Raw genomic sequence first — 18,584 nt, forward strand, 5'->3', positions numbered from 1 at the left:
CTCCTGCGAAGCGTTGCCGAAAAGACCGGTAGACGTTCTTTCCGGGACCGCTCTACGTTTTTGGCGTCGAGGTCGACCGCAACCCACCTGTATCCACGCTCGTCGAGCAATCTGCCGATCACCGGTCTACCCGCCCGAACCCGGCAATGACGAATGTCCGGACACGGCGGACTGAAGCAACGCAGCATTTTCCACTTTGAGGCGAAGTAATTCTCAACTATGGTCCGCCAGGCTTTTGGCATGAGGGGGAATATTGCCGATGGTTTTATCACGCAGGGGTGTCCTGCTCGGCGGCCTGGCGCTGGTCGCGATGGGTGCAACCGGCAATATTGCTCAAGCAGCGGCGGCAAAATCCTTTTTCGCCGGTACCGCCAGCGACAACAATTTTGTCTATCGCAAGACCAACTTCGCCAAGATCGACAAGAGATGGCATCGCCAGATCGTCAAGTATTTCAGTAGCGAGCCGGTCGGCACCGTCGTGGTCGATACCCGCCACCATTTCCTCTACGTCATCATGGAAAACAAGACCGCCATCCGCTACGGCGTCGGCGTCGGCAAGGACGGGTTCAAATGGTACGGCCGCGCGACGATCGACCGCCGCGCGCTGTGGCCGGACTGGGTCCCCCCTCCCGAAATGCGCAAGCGCAGGCCGGAGCTACCGGACATGATCGCAGGCGGCGCGTCCAACAATCCGCTCGGGCCGCGCGCGCTCTATCTGCACCGCGACGGCGCCGACACCGGCTACCGCCTGCATGGCACGCTGGAGCCATGGAGCATCGGCACCGACGCTTCCAGCGGCTGCATCCGCATGTTCCCGGAAGACATCATCGACCTCTACCAGCGCTGCCCGATCGGCACCGCGGTGCAGGTCCTGCCGCACATCGCCGACCAGGCGCCCGCTTCCACCACTGTCGAATGATTGGCGCCTCATGAACCGCATCATTGAAAACACGCGCCGGCTGCTCGCCGCCGGCCTGCTGCTGCTGGCCGCATCCTGCTCGACCAGCAACACGCTGGCCCCTCCCACACCCGACGTCACCAACACCGAGGTTGCCGGCTTCCAGAACGTGCAGCCGGGCAGCGAGGAGGATTTTATCCTCAATGTCGGCCGCCGCACCTATTTCACGCAAGGTTCGGCCGCGCTCGATTCCGTCGCCAAGTCCACCCTCGACACCCAGATCGCTTGGTTGGCAAAGCATCCGCGCTGGCTGCTCAAGCTGCAGGGTTTCGCCGACGATCCCGGCGCAAAGGAAACGGCGCTGTCGCAGCAGCGCGCCGATGCGGTGATGGACTACCTCGCCGCCGGCGGCATAGACCGCAACCGCATGTGGGCCAAGGGCTACGGCAAGGACAGGCTCGTCCGCGAGTGCCCCGACACCGCCTGCAGGTCGCAGAACCGCCGCGTTGTGTCTAATTTGCGCGATGTGAGGGACGAGCCGTAGGGGGCTGCTGTTCTGCTTGTGACCCGAAGCAGAGTCTCACACGCGACGGCGGTATGGCTGCTTTGCGCCGTACAGATCCGCTTTGCCGTTCCTGAAAGCTGACATCGCAGGCGACGGCGCTGGAGGTCGTGGTGGCGCCACTTGCGGACTGTGCCAGTGTTGGCGCGAATGGCAGCTTCGCGCGCAATCTCGAACTTGCCCAGCAGGATGGATCGGCAGGCCGGAAAGACTGGGCGTTCGAGAAGCCTTGCCCCACAAAGTGATCTGCCTTGGCGCCCTCTCGCCACTACCGAGTTGGCGTGAGCCGCAGTTCGAGACCCATCGCTGGGCCGAGTTCTCACATGATGTTCATGCCGCCATCGATTAGCATTTCAGAACCGACCATGAAACGGCATTCGTCGGACGCCAGAAACACCACCGCATTGGCAATTTCCTCGGCCGTCCCAAAGCGGCCTGCCGGGACCATCCCGACGACAGCGTTCGCCCGAGCCTTCGTTTCCGCCGGACCCAGACCAAGCTTGTCGTTGAGCGGCGTGTCTATCGGGCCCGGGCTGATCACATTGGCGCGGATGCCGCGCCCTATCAGCTCACCAGAGAGCGTTCGCGCCAATGAAATCATTCCGGCTTTTGCCAACGAATAGACGTGCGTTCCAGCCATTCCCATATGTGCGTTGACGGAGCCGCTGAGAATGATGGAAGCCGGATTCGAAAGGAGCGGGACCAAGGCCTTGACCAGGAAGTAAGGTCCTTTCAGATCGATGGCAACGCTCCGGTCAAAGGCCGCCTCGCTCCAGTCGGCAAGCGGACGCAAGTCAACGATGCCAGCGTTGACGAAGACAGCATCGAGCTTGCCGAATGCCGCTCCCAGCTGTCGGGCGATATCATCCTGGGCGGCAACGCTGCCCGCATCGGCAGCGATGATGAGCACATTGTCGCCGAGAGTCTTGCGGGCTTCTTCCAGACGGCCCTCGTTGGTGCCGGTGATCGCAACGCGAGCACCCTCCTCGAGAAAGCGGCGTGCTGTTGCGAGCCCGATGCCACTGGTGCCGCCGGTGATCAGCGTAGCTTTGTTCCGCAGTCTGTGCATGACGGAGTTCCTCATACGGTCGCCCCCACCCGAGGGCCTTCTTACCTACAGTCGCGTTTAGCATTACGCGTCCAACAGGACAGCAGCCATCCTTGGCCAAATGAAAAATCGCGGGACCGACGACTGAGTGGCAACATTCCACCTGTCGAGACTTTCGTATCGCAGGTCATCTTACAGCACTGGGTCAGGCCACGACGATGTTCGCGACGACCTGAATGTCCGCTCTCCTGTATCCCCGCCCAAGACGGCCGGTCCGCAATCGCCCCAAAAGTTGACGTCAGAATCCATGGAAAAGCCCGACAGTGTGAAATGGGACTTTCACGCTGAGTTCATTGACGCTTGTCGCCGACGAGCCCTACTTGCAGACCTCATGCGCGAGCTTATTCGCGCCACCGCTCATGAGAAGCTGTGCGGCCGGACGGTCGGCAAACGCTTCGGACACGAGCAATACGCGTTTGAAAAATATTATAGCGGAGTTGGGCAGCGCCATCCTGCGCACCTGGCTTGGCATCGAGGCAGGATTCAGGTCAGCCATCCATCGACAACTGGCTGAAGGTGCTGAAGCAGGACACCCGTGCGATCTTCGTCGCCAACAGCTATGCCGGGCAGGGCGCCGATTGTCTTTGGAATCAAGCCTACTCGAAGGTTCGGAGGACGAGTAGTTAGCCGCTGCCGAATTGCGAAATGCTTTGCCGCGTGTCTTGGGCCGCAGCATGGGGCGCGCTTCGCGATGACGAGGGCAGAGACGACGCGCCAGTACGAAAGATCGGGTTCGATCCCGTTTGGCTGCACGAAGCTGACGCAAGAGGATGCTTTTGCTCAAATCCTTGAACTCCTGAAAACAAATGGGGGTAGAATGCCAGGAGGTTCAACTTCCCAATCTCGACGAGATTTCCGAGATGCACGGACGCATCTTCTTTGTGGAGGGAGCCGCGTACCACTACGCCAATTTCAAGGATCATATTGGGAGCTACCCGACGATTGCCCAAAGCTGGTTTGCTGCGGCTCTTCAGGCGCGCCGGTGGGTGATTATGTCAATGCATCTGAGAAGAGGGTTCGATTTACCAGCCAGGTCAATCGCCTGTTGGAGGAGGTCGATGTCATACTGACGCCGACGCTCTCGGTGTCACGTCCCCGACGCGATGCGAAAGAACTGATAGTCTCGGGCAAGTCTTACGACTTTACGATGGCACTGGTCAGACAGACATGCCTTTTCGATCACACCGGACATCCTGCGCTTGCGATGCCTATCAACGTCGATGCCGCGTCTCTGTCTCCGAGCCTTCAGATTGTCGGACGCCACCAAGGCGAAAACAATATTCTGAAGTTCGCTGGAGCACTCGAGCGCATTCTGTCGGCGAGATGAAAGAGTTGCCGCCTCGTCCGACGTCTGGAAGAACGGCCCGATGACGTCGTCGAAGCAGATGTCCCAATGCGATTACCTTGGCGCCGCAGTCGTGCTCATCCTGGCCGAGTTTGGCGACAAGCACCCTCGGCATTTCGCCACGTACAGTTGTAAATGCCCGTGGCCGAGAGACCAACCTGTCGTATTCCGGCTCGCCCGCATAGGAATTGCAGTAAACCTTGTCGGGTGCATTTTGATCGCGACATACGGGACTTGGATATGTTTCGAGGGCTGGCAGCAATCGCGTCCCGGCCGCCAAAAGCTATTGTAGCGCTGCTTTCAGTGTTCCTCGGGCTAGTAAGCGCATGGGGCGGATACCTGTCGCTGAGGAGCATACTCAGCTCCCGAACCAGGGCAACGCGCGCCCCTTCACATGCAAATCCGTAGGTGTCCTCGATCGCTTTCGACCTTGTGAATGATCGCGGATTTCGTGGCATACCCAGATCTCCTATGTCTGTTGTCCCATGTTGAGGCCGGACACCGGCATGCGGACACCGATGACCTGACAATCCGGCTATTGCACTATTGCGATCTTGCCGAAATGCTGGCCTCCCGCCGCAAGTCTGGAAAAGGCAACGCTGGTTTCGGCGACGTCGAACGTCTGGCCGAGAACCGGCACGATGCGCTGCGCGGTGATGGCGCGTGCGGCCTCGGTAAGATCGGCAACGGAGCCGGTATTGTTGCCCACGACCTTGAGCGCCTTGCCGATGATCGAGAACAGATCAATGGATGCCGCAGTACCCGTAAGAAAACCGACGGTGAATACTGTGCCGCCGAAGGCTGCCGCTTTCAGGGACCGGGCGAATGTCGCTTCGCCTACCGTATCCACAACGAGATCCGCGCCGCGTCCATCGGTGAGTCGCAGCACTTGGTCATCCCATTCCGGTGTCGAACGGTAGTTGACGAGAAGGTCAGCGCCAAGCTGCTTCGCCCGCTCCAGCTTTTCGTCGGACGATGAGGTAACTATCGCTGTCGCGCCCGACGCCTTGGCGAATTGCAGCGCAAAGATGCTGACGCCGCCCGTGCCAAGGATGACCACAGTCGAACCTGGTCGAAGCTCCGCCGAGCGGACCGCGTTCCAGGCCGTCGTGCCGGCAATCGGCAGGGCCGCGCCTTGAGCGAAATCCAGATGAGACGGTAAGGCCACAATGCCGGTCTCGGGCATTACCACATATTCGGCCAGCGAGCCGGGGAGAGAAATGCCGCGCATGCCGGCGACATTGGCGGGCGAGATCGGACCACCCTGCCAGCGCGGCATGAAATGCGGAATGACGCGATCCCCGGGCTTGAAGGCGGAGACATTTGTGCCGACCACCGCCACCTCGCCAGCGCCATCGGCCACCGGGATCAGTGGAAAACGGGGAACCGGAAAGTTGCCGATGGCGATGGCGATATCCAGGTAGTTCAGCGTGGCGGCGCGCAGCCGAACCAGTACCTCACCCGGACCTGGCACGGGATCAGGCAGAACAACCGGGCGAAATGCATCAAGCGAAGGTTCAGTGAGTTGAATGGCTTTCATGAGTCTCTCTCTTGGGTGCGTGCCGTGCGGCTCCATGCCGACGTCAGGTGTGTTCGCAGAACAGGCTTCGTCTTGTTTCTTGATTGACAGGCAACCCGCCAATGTGGCGCCTGATGAGAGGGACAAACAATTAGGCGTGCTGAGTGATCGCCTTGTTCGGCCAAGGACGCTGGCCTCCAAGCGTGTAGCCGCCCTCCACCAGAATGCTTTGTCCTGTCACGAAGCGCGCATCGTTGGACAACAGCCAGAGGACGACATCGGCGACATCCTCGGATTCACCGACACGTCGTACAGGTGTGTGCAGCGCGAACGGCCGCATCGCGTTGTCGTCGCCGAGCGCCGCCCGGCCCATTGCGTCGCGATGATGCCGGGCTGACATCGTTGATGCGGATACTTCCGGTCTCCGACCTCTACGGCCACCGTTCGTGCCATCGCGTCGAGCGCGCCTTTGCTCGTGGCACAGGCTGCAATGCCGGGGCATCGCGCCGTGGGCGCTCCACGACGACGTCTTGACTATGGCCCCATGAACGCCGCGATCCAGCCTCGCCGCGATCTCGTATTTTAGGCAGGCGAACACGCCGCGAAGGTTGATCGACATCAGCCTGTCGAATTCATCGAACGGCAATTTGTGCGCCGGCATGAAGGCGCCCAGCACGCCGGCATTGTTCCAGATGACATCTAGGCTGCCGAAGGGTTCGAGCGCCTGATCGACAAGCGCCTCGGCCTGCTCGGGAAAGGAGTCATCGGCCGGTGTCGCCGGCGCCTTTCCGCCCTGCGAGACGACCTCGTCAACGACGGCATTGAGTTCTGCTATCCGGCGCCCCGAAACGACGACATTGGCGCCCTCCCGGCCAAACCGCAGCGCCACCGCTTTGCCCATGCCAGTTCCGTCGCCCGTTACGATCGCGATCTTCGATACGAGCCGCTTCATGCCTGCCGTCTCGGTTCCTCCTGTCGTTCTCATGTGTCGATGTCTCCGTTCAAGAGCGCTGCGCGTCATCAGCTCCAGGAAGGCCTTGCTGCAGGCATTCCGTTGAATGGACAAATAGATTACTCATGAAGCCATTATAATATCGCCAATTATGAGAACACTACGAAGCAGGACTGTTTAATGGATCTATACGGCAGCATGTCCGTCTTCGTGCAGATCGTCGAAAAGGGGAACCTGACTGCGGCGGCCTCCGCATCCGGCATGTCGCCGACCATGGTTGGCAACCATCTGCACGCACTCGAAAAACGATTGGGCACGAGACTCGTCAACCGGACGACCCGCCGCCAGAGCCTCACCGATTTTGGTCGGGTCTATTATGAACGCTGTCTGGAAATCCTCCGGCTGGTCGCCGAAGTGGACGCCCACGCACTCGCCAACCATATCGTCCCGCGCGGACGGTTGCGTGTGACTGCTCCGGTCTCGTTTGGCACGGAGGGCCTGATGCCCGTGCTAGGGGACTACGCCGCGCGCTATCCTGAAGTTGAACTCGACATCGCCTTGTGCGATCGCACTGTCGATCTGATCGAGGAAGGTATCGAGGCAGCGATTCGCATCGGCTCCCTCCCGGACTCCGATTTGATTGCCCGGCCTCTGATGCCATATCGGATGATGATCTGCGCCTCGCCGGATTACATCGCGAAACACGGTGAGCCGCACCGCCCCGCGGACCTTGCGGACCATCGTTGTGTCGCGTTCCGTTATTCCGCCGAATCGGCCTGGCGCATGATCGGCGAGGAGGGAACCTCACGTGTTCGCGTTTCCGGCATGATCCAGGTGAACAATGGTCAGGCGATACGGGTCGCAGCCCTGAACGGCCTCGGCGTCGTCATGCAGCCGGAAGTTCTGCTAGCCGAGGATGTCACCGCCGGCCGCCTGATCCGGTTGTTGCCGAACTATGAACTCCCGAGCCGGCCAATGCAGATCGTCTATCTTCGGGACCACCACATGTCGCCGAAGCTGCGAAGCTTCATCGACTTTATCGTTGATCGATTCGGTATTTAGCCAAGCTAGCTTCTTAATCGTCGCGATTCGCTTTTGAAAATGCTGCCAGCAGTTTGATCACGACATGCGCTCCCACTGATCGTCACGAAGAATCAGACTTCGAGAACACCCATGGCTGCCTCCAAAACCCAGTCTTGAATTTGATTTGCTCAGCCTTGGGAACCCAAGAGTCCGTACGTCCTAGAGCTCGGCGGTTCGTGTTGTGCCGCACCCGCGGCGGGTTGAGCAAAGCTGAAGATGTGGACCCGAGCCCGATGTGGATCCGTGAAGCAATCAGCCGGTCCGCTGACTGAAGACGAGTAGCAGGCCAGCGCCGACAAAGACGAAAATGTCGGCGACGTTGAACGAGTACGGGTTCCCGATCCCGCAACAGCTCATGTTGAGGAAGTCCGCCACTGCCCCGTAGGCGGCTCGATCAAAGGCGTTTCCAAGCGCTCCGCCGGCTGCGAAACCGATCGCCAGGGGCATGATCCAGCCGCGTGTCCTTCGTGCCCACGCTGCCGATGCCAGTGAGAAGGCAAGGCTGAAGGCGATCAATGCCCACCGGTTGCCGTAATGGCTCAATATCCCAAAATTGATGCCCTCATTCCACGCCATCACAAACACAAGATAGGGCGGAACGACGGGAAGGACGTGAACCGTCGCCAGATTAAGCCAGTACACGACGGCGATTTTCGAGATCTGGTCGAGGGCGAAGGCGGTTAGCACTCCGACGGCCATGCGAGGCAGTTGTGTCAGCAGTTCCACTCCGGTCGACAGATGGCCGGAATGCACTGCGGCCGATAGATTTGCAAGACTGTTCGGCCTGGACGTCGAGGGTCGGAGGGTCGACTGGATCCGGCGACTTTGCGGGTCCGCTCGACATTCGAAACGGGCCAAATGCCGTCGCCCTGTCTTAAACTTGGCCCCAAGCCGGTGTTGAGACTCGCCGCCGATCGAGTAATCCTTTGATCGTGTGTGATCGAAAAGAGGCGAGTGGAATGTTTGTGCACAAACCAACTGATCGAGTGCAATCCTGATCTTCTTGGGAGTAAATCTTGGCATGGCAGCGACGAAGCCGGTCGACTTCCGCAAGGGCGCGGAGGGGCTGGCTGCGCTGGTGGAGAGACGATGGGGGCCCATCCGTTCAGCGGGGCCGTCTACGTCTTCTGGGCAAAGCGGACTGACCGGATCAAGCTGATCTTCTGGGATGTCACCGGGGTCTGCCTCTATGCCAAGCGTCTGGAGGATGGGGAGTTCCGCTGGCCAAAAGTGCATGACGGCACGATGCGGCTGACGGCCGCGCAACTGTCGACGCTATTGGAAGGGCTGGACTGGCGGGTCCACGAGGCGCGCCGGACCCGCGTTCCAGCCCAGGCAGGCTGACCCCCGAGAATGCCCACCTGTTCCGGATCATCAAGGAATTGCAACGTCACCGCTTCGGTCGAAGAGCTGAGACGCTTCCCGAGGATCAATTGCTGCTGGGGCTCGAAGAGGCCGAGCAACATATCCAGCTCCGCAAGTTCTCCCTTAAGGTCCTCCATAGGTTGCTCGGCGCCGCTCATTGGCGACGCGGCGAGCTCAGATTACGCCGTGCTCGTGATCCGCGTGCTCATCCATCAAAATGCCCCTGAGCACGATCAGCGCGCGCTCGAGCACCAGGCCACTAGCCACACTGCCGACACATAGACGCAGGCCGCTCTCCACGGCGCCGTTCGCAACGGCGAATGCCGCTGGTGAAGTGAGCCGGATGCCAGCGTAAGACGCGCGAGCGGCTGCACGCTCAGCATTGATCTCCGGCATCGGCAGCCACACATGCAGGCTGGCGTCCGATCGCGGTTTGTCGATCACATCGCCAAGCACCGCGAGCGCGCGCGACGTCCGCAGACGCGTTTCGGCCATGGCTGCGCTTGCAATCTCGTCAGCGCGGCCGCTCTCGATCAACTGCGTCGTTACCGCACTGTTGATCCCCGCCGGCGAATGCATCAACGCCCGCATAGCCCGCGCGCAGCGGTCGAACACCTCGCCTGTTGGCGCGACAAGGAATCCGGCACGAAGCCCCGGTGCGACGATCTTCGACAAGGAACTGACATAGATCGTGCGCTCGGGCGCGAGCGCCGCGAGCGGCGGCACGTCGAGATGGCGCGCATAGGGCGCATAGACATCATCCTCGATGAGCCAGAGCCCGCGTGCGCGCGCCACCCGGACGATTTCGGCGCGCCGTTCCAGTCCCATCATCCGTGCAGTCGGGTTCTGCAGCGTCGGCAACGTGTAGAACAGGCGCGCGCCGGTTTCTGCGGCGGCCCTGTCCAGCGCCTGCGGGGTTGCGCCTTCGGCATCCATCTCCACGCCGCGGAGCGGATGGCCCAATTGGCTAGCCAGCGCCTTCGCCCCGGGGAAGGTCGCGGCTTCGCACAAGACCGGATCGCCTGGTGCGCAGAGCGCCGTTAGCGCGATGGCCATCGCATTCTGCGCGCCCGAGCAGCAGATCACCGTTTGCCATCCTATGCGCTGAAGATTGGCTGTCCGGGAGAGCCAGGCGGCGGCCGCCTGCCTGTCGCGATTAAGCCCGCAAGTCGACTGATAGCCCAACCGGTCGACCAACGCTGGCCGCCGGCGCAGCGCGCTCAGAGCCTCGAGCACGGCGTCGTCCGCATTGATCGGCGCAAGATTGATGGTGAGGTCGATAGGTCCCGTGTCGGTGGTTGCCGGCGACCGGTCGATGACGAAGGTGCCGCGTCCAACATGACCAGCAATAAGCCCGCGCTCGGTCGCTTCGCCATAGGCGCGGCTGACGGCGCCGACACTGATCGAGAGCGCATGGGCGAGCTCGCGATGCGGCGGAAGCCTCGTGTCGGCAGGGAGGCGACCGTTCGCGATATCCGCCGCCATCGCATCGACGAGCTGACGATAGAGCGGCGCTGCGTCCGAGCGATCGAGTACCGGGCTCCAGCGGGTCATCATGATTATGCCTCTTATTGTCATAGAGACATTAATAGAATTGACTCTCTAGTCAATCTAGTCAATCGGACGATTGTTATGATCTCAATGTGTGGAGCAGATATGTTCGTCCCGCTATACCAAGTCGATGCCTTTGCCAGCCGCCGCTTCGCCGGTAATCCGGCCGCCGTCATGGTCCTCGACGCCTTCGCCGCTGATGAGCATCTGCAGGCGATCGCCGGTGAGAATAACCTCGCCGAGACGGCCTTTCTCGTACCGGACGGCCCGGACTTTCACTTGCGCTGGTTCACGCCGACGGTGGAGGTGCCGCTGTGCGGGCATGCCACGCTCGCGAGCGCTGCGGTTGTCATGGAGCGACTCGCGCCCGAGCGCCGCTCGGTGACTTTCCATTCGGCAAGCGGCCCGCTCACCGTCTCCCGCGCGGAAACGGGTTATGTGATGAACTTTCCAGCCCGGCCGATGACACAGACGACGATCCCTGACACGATGGCCGCCGCACTTGGGCGGTTTCCGGTCGAGGTGCTCGTAGATCAGTTCAACTATCTGGCGCTGCTGGAGACTGCGGATCACGTTCGGCAACTGGCGCCCGATCTCGCCGCGATTGCACGGCTCGACCGGGGCGGCCTGATCCTTACCGCGCCGGGCGACGACGGCTATGACTGTGTCAGGCGCTATTTCGCACCCGCCAAGGGTATTCCCGAGGACCCGGTCACTGGCGGCGCGCACTGCGCACTTGCGCCCTACTGGGCGGCCCGGCTCGGCAAGACGAGCTTGCGCGCCTTCCAGGCCTCGGCTCGCGGTGGCGAGCTGCTATGCCGCGTCGTCGGCGACCGCGTGGAGCTCGAGGGTTCCTGTGCCTTCTATCTCGAAGGTCGGGCGGACATCCGATGCTGAGAATCTATGGCTATGCGGGCTCGATCAATGTCCGCAAGGTGCTCTGGGCATGCGTCGAGCTCGACCTCGCATTCGAACCTGAGGATTGGGGTGGATCTCACCGGCCGATAAGCGAACCGTTGTTTCGGGCGCTCAATCCTGTCGCGATGGTGCCGGTGATCGACGACGCGGGGACAATCGTCTGGGAGTCCAACGCGATTATCCGCTATCTCGCAGCGAGCCGAGATCGGTACGACTTGCTGCCCGGCGACCCGGCCGCGCGCGCTCGTGTTGAGATGTGGATGGATTGGCAGGTGTCGGATTTCAACAATAGTTGGCGAGTCGCCTTCCAGGGCTGGTGCAAAAGAATCCAGAGCATCAGGATCCCGCCGAGATCGAACGGTCGATTGCTGCATTCTCGCGCATGGTCGCAATCGTCGATGGCGAACTCGCCAAATCGGGCGGCTTTATCTGCGGTCCCGATTTCACGCTCGCCGATATCCCGATCGGGCTCTCCGTTCATCGCTGGCGGTCGCTGCCAGGCGAGAAACCACAGCTCGACCATATCGCGCTCTATTACGACCGCCTCTGCGAAAGGGCAGGATTTCGCGCACATGGCCGGGATGGCGGGGCATAAGCCACCACTTCACGCTCGTCGACGTGTTCGGGACCCATCCCCTCACGCGGCCGATTCCGCCCAAGCTTGGCGGATGGTCGCGATATAGCCGACTCGGTCACGCTCCATCGCGATGACCGCCTCCGGCGGGGCGGCGGTCTCTTCATGCTGGGCAGCCCACAGGATCAACTCGAATTGCACGGGCGCCAGATCGATGCCGCGCCGGTCTCGACCGGCCGGTCACTATCAAGCGCATGTTCAGCGGTCTGACCTTCATGCTCGAAGGAACATGCTCTGCAGCGTCTCGAGCGTAACGCGGTAGCGCGGCCTTGCCTGTGGTACGCGCGACTCTCAAAAAAGGGGTTTGTCTACCATGCGACGGAGTGTCGCGGCGAACCGTTTGCACAGTAAAATCAACCATTTGGCGTAAGGCCTTTGCGAGAGCGAATGGCTGCCATAGTCGTCTAGGTGCAGAATAGGTGCAGGGCCGAGGTACGCAATCGGCGGGTATGGGGAACGCGCTGCGTCGCGGATCGTGTTGGGCACCGACCGACGCTAGTCTAGGTGTGCTTCGCGCCTCATGTCGGCCATAGAGGCGAACTTTATCTCGGCCAGGAAGCAGACATTGCGGTTGACCGCGCTGGAGGTCGTGGTCGCGCCATGAGCCGACGCTGAGCACCAAGGCTATGGTACGTCTGATGTTGGCCGGAAGCGGAAGACCGAAAATGTCAACAATGTCTGCCAATGCGTCTACCGTCCGGTGCCAAGCTACGACCGCTGTTGTTCTCGGCGCCGCTTGTCTGCCCGCTCCAACTGATCGCGGACATACTCGGCCGATCGGCGACTGTTGGCGGTCGTGATCTTGTCATTGGCCAAAGACCCCCGGTGGCCGATCGCTGGGAGAAGCCATGTTTCAAGGCACTGTCGACTGCGTCGATAACTTGGTCCAAGTTGTCGAGCGCCTCAAAAGTTCGTTCATGGGCCGCCCGCCGGATGCCGACGAACAGTCCGCCGGCCAAGCTAAGCACAAGCGGTATTGTTTCGCCGCGCATGCCTACGCCGCCGTGGTGCGAGCAAGCACCGCGCCTGCCGATTGAGCTGGAATGCGCGCCGTCGCTGCAGGTTGTTTCCCCGAAATGGAAGCAAGCAGATCATCAGCACTATGAACGTTGCAGAGCCAACAGCCCCGGGGCTGTTGATGAAGCGGCGATAAATTCTTCTGAGATGGCGAAGCATACGGGCAGTGCATAATTGTTCGAATTCCGATGGCCAAGCCAAAAAGCGCTACCGCCCGCGGCTAGGATGGCGCAGCCCCTCAACACGTTGCAAAGCGCCCCTAGATTTTCTGTACTACGCTTCGCGACCAAGGAGCCCTACCAGCTGGAGCCGGACCGCAATAAGGCGCTCCAAGGGATGCGCCTTGCCGGGCTAAGTCCGGCTACCTGCAGCCAAACAGCACCGCCGCGCCAAGCTCGTCATGATAATGTCGCCCCTGTCCAAATCTATGGTATTTTTCCAAGTAGTCGAGCAGGTCGGCCCTGATAAGGATGTCTTCCGGTATCTGCGGTACCACGACGTAGATTTTTCCCGCCTCGTCGAATTCAGGTTCCACCGTCACCCCATCGACGATTTGGTTCAAAACGGCCGTAAGTTCGGCTTTCAAATGAGAACTGGGGCTGCCGACATTAGAAAAGGCCAACCCGTTCGTGAAATCGCCCGCCGTTGGAAAAGGAGTGGCTCCGTCGGCAAGGAATATCGGCAGTTGCTGCTTATAGTCCGCCACCGCGCTTGGGGTTCCGACCTTGAGGTTAGTCTTAGTACTACCACCGCTGTCGCGAAGGTTGATACTTTGGCCGGCAGCTGTGAACATTTGGCGATTTATTGTAATCTTCAGAGGGTTTCCAACCGTACTATCGACCGACAAGATGGTGGCCGGCGTAGGCAGGAGTTTGAGCCACGTCTCGACAATGGCCGCGCCGATTTCCCGCGCTTGTCGACCCTTCCTGAGATTCGCTCTGGGCATCGCATGCTTCTCAACACAGGACCATCTGTGAGCGTATGCGCGTTTCGCAGCTACCGCAAGATAGCTCTCGATGTGGAACGACGCCCAATTCATGTTCTTATAGACAGCGCACTGCCTTTGGGGGCATGCTGTTTCCGTAGACGTAGGAGGCTTGCTGTGGTCGTTCTACAGTTCCGCGCTGTTCTTATCGTGAGCGTCTTGTCATTGGCTGCCACTCAGAGATCGTCATTGGCAGACGAGATGCCTGCAAATGAGATCGCCGCGACATTTGTTGCGCCTTACGGCGACATGCCTATGAACTCGAACAACTCGGCGGATTTTAAAGCAGAAATTCAGAAAACTGACAAAAAGGAAGTGATTTCGGTAGATTTTCCCGAAATAGGCAAAAGCTTTTTAACGTTAAAAATTACGGAAACAAGAGTTAAAGAGCTTGAATCTAAAGGATTTGAACTTGCAGATCCATTTTCTGTTACCCTCTTTGACGCAGCTAGATGCAAAAATAATCCGAGGATAATCAAAAAGGATACCACCACCACTATCCAGGACGTTCCCGCAAACGTCTGCCGTGTGGTCGGGTCACCGGTGGAAAGCACATACGGCCCCGAGGTGTGGGTGCTAGACAGCGGAGTTGACCCGGTTGCGGTCAGTTCAAATCTTCTGAATGTGGCGACAAAGGTCGACTGTACGCAAGGCAGTTGCGTGATGGGGGCCGTGGATGATGAGCTGGGACACGGAACCATGGTCGCAGGTATCATTGGAGGAAGGACTTTTAAAGATGGATCGTCGCACTACACAGGGCTGGCAGGGGTTAGCCCTAAGGTATCTCTGAATATCATTAAAATATTTGGTGATGATGTAAGTGTAAACGTCTGGGACCAACCTGTTAAAGCAATAAGATACGTCTTGGATCACGCCAAAGCTGGTGACGTTGTAAACATAAGCTGGGGAGCTAACTCTCTTGAGAGTGCAAGAGCTGGCGGATACAGCAATGATATAACTTTGTTAGATATGCTATTTCATTTGATGGCGGATCGGAAACTACAAATTGTTGTGGCGGCAGGAAATGCGGAGCGAGCAAATGGCAATGGCGGATGGTCGTGGGCCGAAGGGTTCACGCCGGCAAATTCTGCACCGTATACTTCGCCGGTCAGTCCTGGGGCGATATATAGTGTTTCTGCGGCTGACAGTAAATATGATCCAATGACTATGAAGTGGTCCGACAAGCTGTGGCAAGGCAGTGCATTCGGCGCTTCGTTTGCAGAACCTGGCGTCGAGGCGCGGTCCTTGTGGCTGTCGGATGATTCAAATAATCCGCAACAGAATGTGTGTTGGGGAACTTCATTCGCTGCACCAATTCTGGCTGGTTTGCTGGTTCGCGGGTCAGTGTCGCCAGGCGACCTTACGGATAGTACCTATCCTGACGCGGACACAGTTGCGTACGTGACTGCGGGCAAGTCGGACGCTACCACACCAAAGCACCCAAAATGCAACTGACCCGAAGGGCAGCCCTGCAAGGGATTCTACTATCCTCCATGCTGCGTCCAATCGCGGCAAGGGCTGAACCGGCGGCATGCGAGCCGAAACTCCTGTTGGTATTTCTCCGGGGGGGACTCGATTGCGTTGCGGCGATCCCTCCGTTTGGGGATCCTGAATTGCTAACCCTGCGCGAAGCTCAGGCGCTTGTGAATGAGGAGGGGGCGACCGAAACACTCAAGCTGGACGGATTTTTTGCGCTTCATCCAGCACTGGCGCCGCTTCTGTCCTACTTTAATGCCGGGGAGTTGCTGATCGTCCCAGGGACGGCCATTGCGGGAGTGGAAAGATCTCATGCAGTCTCGGAATTTGCTTTGTTCGGGAGCGACTTTGACGGCCTCACCGGATGGCCCAGACTGGCCTCGCTCGCCTTAGGGACTGAACCATGGCGGATCGGTCCGGCCGACCGATCCATCGATCTCATATCGGATTTGGCGTGGGGCAATCCGCTGCTGGACTTGGCCCTGCTTTCCCCTGAGCAAGCACAGGTGGGCGGATCGAAATGTGTGGAAGATCCGCTCGCGCAGCGAAGCTTATGCCAAGCGGCCAGGTTCACTTGCGCGGCGACCCGTGCGGCACAGGCGCTGGCAACGGAGGGCGGTCCTCGGATCGCAACGCTCGAATTGCCTGGGTTCGACACGCACATCAGCCAGGGCGTGCGTCTGGCGCGAGCATTGAAGGCCCTGGCAGACGGGCTCGTTTCGTTCGCCGAAGCGTCTGGAACGGCCTGGAACAGAACAGTTGTCTTGGTCGTGACTGAGTTCGGCCGTGCAGTGCCATTCAACGCAGACGGCGGAACCGATCACGGGACGGCCAGCGTCACGTTCCTGATGGGCGGTGCCGTTGCCGGCGGCCGAGTCGGCAATCAGTGGCCTGGGCTGGCACCCAGCCAACTTCGCGGCGGAACCGATCTTGCCGCTACGACCGATCTGCGAGCAATAATCAAGGCCGTGTTAATTGAGCATCTTCGCCTTCCCGACCGGACTGTTGCTAAGGTATTTCCGAGCGCTGCTGAACTGCCGGCGTCAATTGGTTTGTTTCGGGATGCAGGTTGATTGCCGTTAATCGGGCACGGTTGAACTATTCCTTCCATGATCGGCAGATCTCGCCGGATATCCTGCGATTGAGGGATCGTTGCGGCCGTCTTGCGGCGAGTAGCTATGCTCTGTACAAATTGCAGGACCTTGGGACATCGTTCCGCTACATCTACTATGCACCGAGCGAGCCCAAGTTGCTGATCCTATTGCGGTTTCGGTGAGCCCCGCGATTATCCGAACCGCTCCATCGTGTGACCCTAATTTTGGGCTTGGTGACATTATGGCTCTGTCCACAGGGTAGGTGGTGCAGTGCAGGTTGTCACCGCTGCCGATAGCAAACTTCAATTTCAGTCCGGTAGCCCTGCGGCGAGCAGCCCCTTGAACAGCGTGGCCCGATCCTCCTCCAGCCGATAGGGCTCCTTGGCCACAAATCGACGGCAAGAAAAGCTGGGCGTACCCGCCAACACGCGAGCCGCATACAACTTTGCGTCGCTGTCTCGGCCAAGCGCCGAGCTCGAAGCGGCCATGTAGGCGGTAACCCATGCCGGCATTGTCGACGAACGGCTCAAAGCGACCAATGCCTGCTCTGGCCGGCCCGCAATGAAGTGGACGATGCCGCGAAACGGCCAATACCAGGATGGTTCGTAGAGTGGATCGAGCACCTGCGCCCGCTCGAACCATTGCATGGCGCGATCCGGCTCGCCGCCAAATGTGTAGAGGGTGCCGAGATAAGAAACCTGCTCGGGATCGTTCGGATTGAGGTAGAGGGCCCGTGCGTAGAGTTGCGCGGCGACGTCGAAGTCTCGCAAGTGCAGCAGCACCCAGCCGAGAATGTTGAGGCAAACCGGATCGTTGGCGGAGAGCGCCACCGCCTTCTTGGCAATTGCATGCGCCTCGTCGAGCAGGACATCGGAAGGTGCCATGTCGCGAAACCATTCCAGCTGCTTGCAGTGAGCCAGCTTGGCGTAGGCGCGCCCATAGGTCGGATCGAGGTCGATGGCGCGCTGATACCATTGCCTGGCTTCCGCTTCGGAGGCGAGGTCGCCCAGCGGCAGGGCATTGCCGCGCAACACGCACTCATAGGCCGCCAGGTTGGCCGGCGGCTTGCGTCGCGCCTTCTCAGCACCCGCTGCCTTGAGGCGCCCGATAACCGTGCCCACGATCTTGCGGACCAGTTCATCCTGCACATCGAATATGTCCTGATCGTCGCTGTCATAATGCTCGGCCCAAACGTCACCGCCGGACGTGGCGTCAACCAGTTCGCACGACAGGCGGATACGCTTCCCCATCCTGCGGATTCGCCCCGAAAGCTCAAAATCGAGCCCGATATCCGAGACCAGCTTCGGCAGTTCCACATCCCTGAGCCGCAACGAGGTATGATATGACGCGACGGAGAGCTGCGTGAACCGCGTCAACTCGGTGATGATGTCTTCTGTGAACCCTTCGCTGAAATAGGGTTCCACGCCGCCGGTGCTGACAAATGGGCGGACCAGGATCGATGGCGTGTTCGAGCCCGAAGTCTCGGCGCCGATCCTCGGAGCCGGGCCGTCGGGTCTGTGAATAAGCGAGTAGACTGCCACGGGTCGGGGAATGTTCTTGAGCTGAAACTCACCGCAATATTCGAAGGGCAATTGCAGCCCTGCGCGGACCTCCTCATGCACTTTTGCCGAAAGGCAAATGCCTCCGGGGGCTGCGATCTGTTCAAGGCGTGCAGCCACGTTCACACCGTCGCCGAACACGTCTCCGTCGCCGTCGACAATAATATCGCCGAAATTTATGCCCATTCGAAGCAACAGGCCGGGCGACGATCGCTCGGGGCTTGCGAGATAGGCCTGAATAGCCACGCCACACCGGACCGCTTCGACGGCGCTCGGAAACTCCGCGACGACACCGTCGCCGGTGTTCTTTACAACGCGGCCGTCATGCCGGTGAACGTAGCCTGGGACCTCGTCGTGCATCAGCGCTCGGACGCGGGTAAACGTGCCTTCCTCGTCTTCCGCCATTTGTTGCGAATAGCCGACCACGTCAGCGGCCACGATCGCAGTCAGGCGCCGCTTCAGGGTGCCGTTGTTTGCGGTCAATCCATGCTTTGGGGTCAATCCATACCTCGGGTCGG

The 18,584-nt window shown here is 59.9% G+C and carries 17 protein-coding genes and 2 pseudogenes; 11 read left to right on the top strand and 8 right to left on the bottom strand.

Annotated features, from left to right (window positions below; translation table 11 throughout):
- Nucleotides 1-259: 259 nt before the first annotated feature.
- Together NKI72_RS20535 and NKI72_RS20540 are read left to right on the top strand one after the other, a co-directional pair.
- The gene (locus NKI72_RS20535; RefSeq protein WP_352850667.1) at nucleotides 260-919 is read left to right on the top strand and encodes a L,D-transpeptidase; all 660 of its coding nucleotides are present in this window, start codon (nucleotides 260-262) and stop codon (nucleotides 917-919) included.
- A 10-nt stretch (nucleotides 920-929) separates the two neighbouring features.
- On the top strand, nucleotides 930-1,442 hold the full coding sequence (locus tag NKI72_RS20540; RefSeq protein ID WP_352850668.1) for an OmpA family protein: 513 nt from the start codon (nucleotides 930-932) through the stop codon (nucleotides 1,440-1,442).
- 337 nt (nucleotides 1,443-1,779) lie between these two features.
- On the opposite strand, the gene NKI72_RS20545 is transcribed toward NKI72_RS20540, so the two are convergent.
- Nucleotides 1,780-2,529, bottom strand: a complete 750-nt coding sequence (locus NKI72_RS20545) for an SDR family oxidoreductase (RefSeq protein ID WP_352775879.1) — start codon at nucleotides 2,527-2,529, stop codon at nucleotides 1,780-1,782.
- 1,021 nt (nucleotides 2,530-3,550) lie between these two features.
- On the opposite strand from NKI72_RS20545, the gene NKI72_RS20550 reads away from it, so the two are divergent.
- The gene (locus NKI72_RS20550) at nucleotides 3,551-3,895 is read left to right on the top strand and encodes an amidase family protein (RefSeq protein ID WP_352616238.1); all 345 of its coding nucleotides are present in this window, start codon (nucleotides 3,551-3,553) and stop codon (nucleotides 3,893-3,895) included.
- Between the two features lie 553 nt (nucleotides 3,896-4,448).
- On the opposite strand, the gene NKI72_RS20555 is transcribed toward NKI72_RS20550, so the two are convergent.
- Both NKI72_RS20555 and NKI72_RS20560 read right to left on the bottom strand, forming a co-directional pair.
- A complete protein-coding gene (locus NKI72_RS20555; RefSeq protein WP_352616240.1) occupies nucleotides 4,449-5,453 on the bottom strand; it encodes a zinc-dependent alcohol dehydrogenase family protein in 1,005 nt (334 codons plus the stop codon).
- Nucleotides 5,454-5,583: 130 nt separating this feature from the next.
- Entirely contained in the window at nucleotides 5,584-6,417 is an 834-nt protein-coding gene (locus NKI72_RS20560; protein ID WP_352850669.1) for an SDR family NAD(P)-dependent oxidoreductase, read from the bottom strand.
- Nucleotides 6,418-6,564: 147 nt separating this feature from the next.
- Here NKI72_RS20560 and NKI72_RS20565 point away from each other — a divergent pair, with 147 nt between their 5' ends.
- Nucleotides 6,565-7,446 carry a LysR family transcriptional regulator gene (locus NKI72_RS20565; RefSeq protein ID WP_352850670.1) on the top strand — a complete coding sequence of 294 codons (882 nt, stop codon included), beginning with the start codon at nucleotides 6,565-6,567 and terminating at the stop codon, nucleotides 7,444-7,446.
- A 273-nt stretch (nucleotides 7,447-7,719) separates the two neighbouring features.
- Here NKI72_RS20565 and NKI72_RS20570 read toward each other — a convergent pair whose 3' ends face one another.
- Nucleotides 7,720-8,568, bottom strand: coding sequence for a signal peptidase II (locus NKI72_RS20570; RefSeq protein ID WP_502908975.1), 849 nt, complete (start codon nucleotides 8,566-8,568; stop codon nucleotides 7,720-7,722).
- Here NKI72_RS20570 and tnpB point away from each other — a divergent pair.
- Nucleotides 8,557-8,811, top strand: a complete 255-nt coding sequence (tnpB, locus tag NKI72_RS20575) for an IS66 family insertion sequence element accessory protein TnpB (RefSeq protein ID WP_502908976.1) — start codon at nucleotides 8,557-8,559, stop codon at nucleotides 8,809-8,811. The genes NKI72_RS20570 and tnpB overlap by 12 nt on opposite strands.
- Nucleotides 8,808-8,930: pseudogene (locus NKI72_RS20580) on the top strand (transposase domain-containing protein); the annotation flags it as partial. The gene tnpB and the pseudogene NKI72_RS20580, both read left to right, overlap by 4 nt.
- Nucleotides 8,931-9,006: 76 nt before the next feature.
- Here the strand turns inward: NKI72_RS20580 and NKI72_RS20585 are convergent.
- A complete protein-coding gene (locus NKI72_RS20585) occupies nucleotides 9,007-10,389 on the bottom strand; it encodes an aminotransferase-like domain-containing protein (protein ID WP_352850671.1) in 1,383 nt (460 codons plus the stop codon).
- A gap of 99 nt (nucleotides 10,390-10,488) precedes the next feature.
- Between NKI72_RS20585 and NKI72_RS20590 the strand changes: the two genes are divergently transcribed.
- The 3 genes and pseudogenes from NKI72_RS20590 (at nucleotide 10,489) to NKI72_RS20600 (ending at nucleotide 11,896) form a co-directional block, all read left to right on the top strand.
- The gene (locus NKI72_RS20590; protein ID WP_352850673.1) at nucleotides 10,489-11,280 is read left to right on the top strand and encodes a PhzF family phenazine biosynthesis protein; all 792 of its coding nucleotides are present in this window, start codon (nucleotides 10,489-10,491) and stop codon (nucleotides 11,278-11,280) included.
- Nucleotides 11,274-11,486 (top strand): annotated as a pseudogene (locus NKI72_RS20595) (glutathione S-transferase N-terminal domain-containing protein); the annotation flags it as partial. The gene NKI72_RS20590 and the pseudogene NKI72_RS20595, both read left to right, overlap by 7 nt.
- 131 nt (nucleotides 11,487-11,617) lie before the next feature.
- A complete protein-coding gene (locus tag NKI72_RS20600; protein WP_352850674.1) occupies nucleotides 11,618-11,896 on the top strand; it encodes a glutathione S-transferase C-terminal domain-containing protein in 279 nt (92 codons plus the stop codon).
- A gap of 707 nt (nucleotides 11,897-12,603) precedes the next feature.
- On the opposite strand, the gene NKI72_RS35470 is transcribed toward NKI72_RS20600, so the two are convergent.
- Both NKI72_RS35470 and NKI72_RS20610 read right to left on the bottom strand, forming a co-directional pair.
- Complete coding sequence (locus NKI72_RS35470) at nucleotides 12,604-12,969, bottom strand: hypothetical protein (RefSeq protein WP_502908977.1); 366 nt, start codon at nucleotides 12,967-12,969, stop codon at nucleotides 12,604-12,606.
- A gap of 344 nt (nucleotides 12,970-13,313) precedes the next feature.
- Entirely contained in the window at nucleotides 13,314-13,898 is a 585-nt protein-coding gene (locus tag NKI72_RS20610; RefSeq protein WP_352616261.1) for a hypothetical protein, read from the bottom strand.
- Between the two features lie 228 nt (nucleotides 13,899-14,126).
- Between NKI72_RS20610 and NKI72_RS20615 the strand changes: the two genes are divergently transcribed.
- The gene (locus NKI72_RS20615) at nucleotides 14,127-15,392 is read left to right on the top strand and encodes a S8 family peptidase (protein WP_352850677.1); all 1,266 of its coding nucleotides are present in this window, start codon (nucleotides 14,127-14,129) and stop codon (nucleotides 15,390-15,392) included.
- A gap of 38 nt (nucleotides 15,393-15,430) precedes the next feature.
- On the top strand, nucleotides 15,431-16,486 hold the full coding sequence (locus NKI72_RS20620) for a DUF1501 domain-containing protein (RefSeq protein ID WP_352850678.1): 1,056 nt from the start codon (nucleotides 15,431-15,433) through the stop codon (nucleotides 16,484-16,486).
- Between the two features lie 329 nt (nucleotides 16,487-16,815).
- Here the strand turns inward: NKI72_RS20620 and NKI72_RS20625 are convergent, their stop codons facing one another.
- The gene (locus NKI72_RS20625; RefSeq protein ID WP_352686752.1) at nucleotides 16,816-18,549 is read right to left on the bottom strand and encodes an adenylate/guanylate cyclase domain-containing protein; all 1,734 of its coding nucleotides are present in this window, start codon (nucleotides 18,547-18,549) and stop codon (nucleotides 16,816-16,818) included.
- Nucleotides 18,550-18,584: the final 35 nt, after the last annotated feature.

The sequence above is a fragment of the Mesorhizobium sp. M0437 genome (genome assembly GCF_040321335.1).
Lineage (GTDB): Bacteria > Pseudomonadota > Alphaproteobacteria > Rhizobiales > Rhizobiaceae > Mesorhizobium.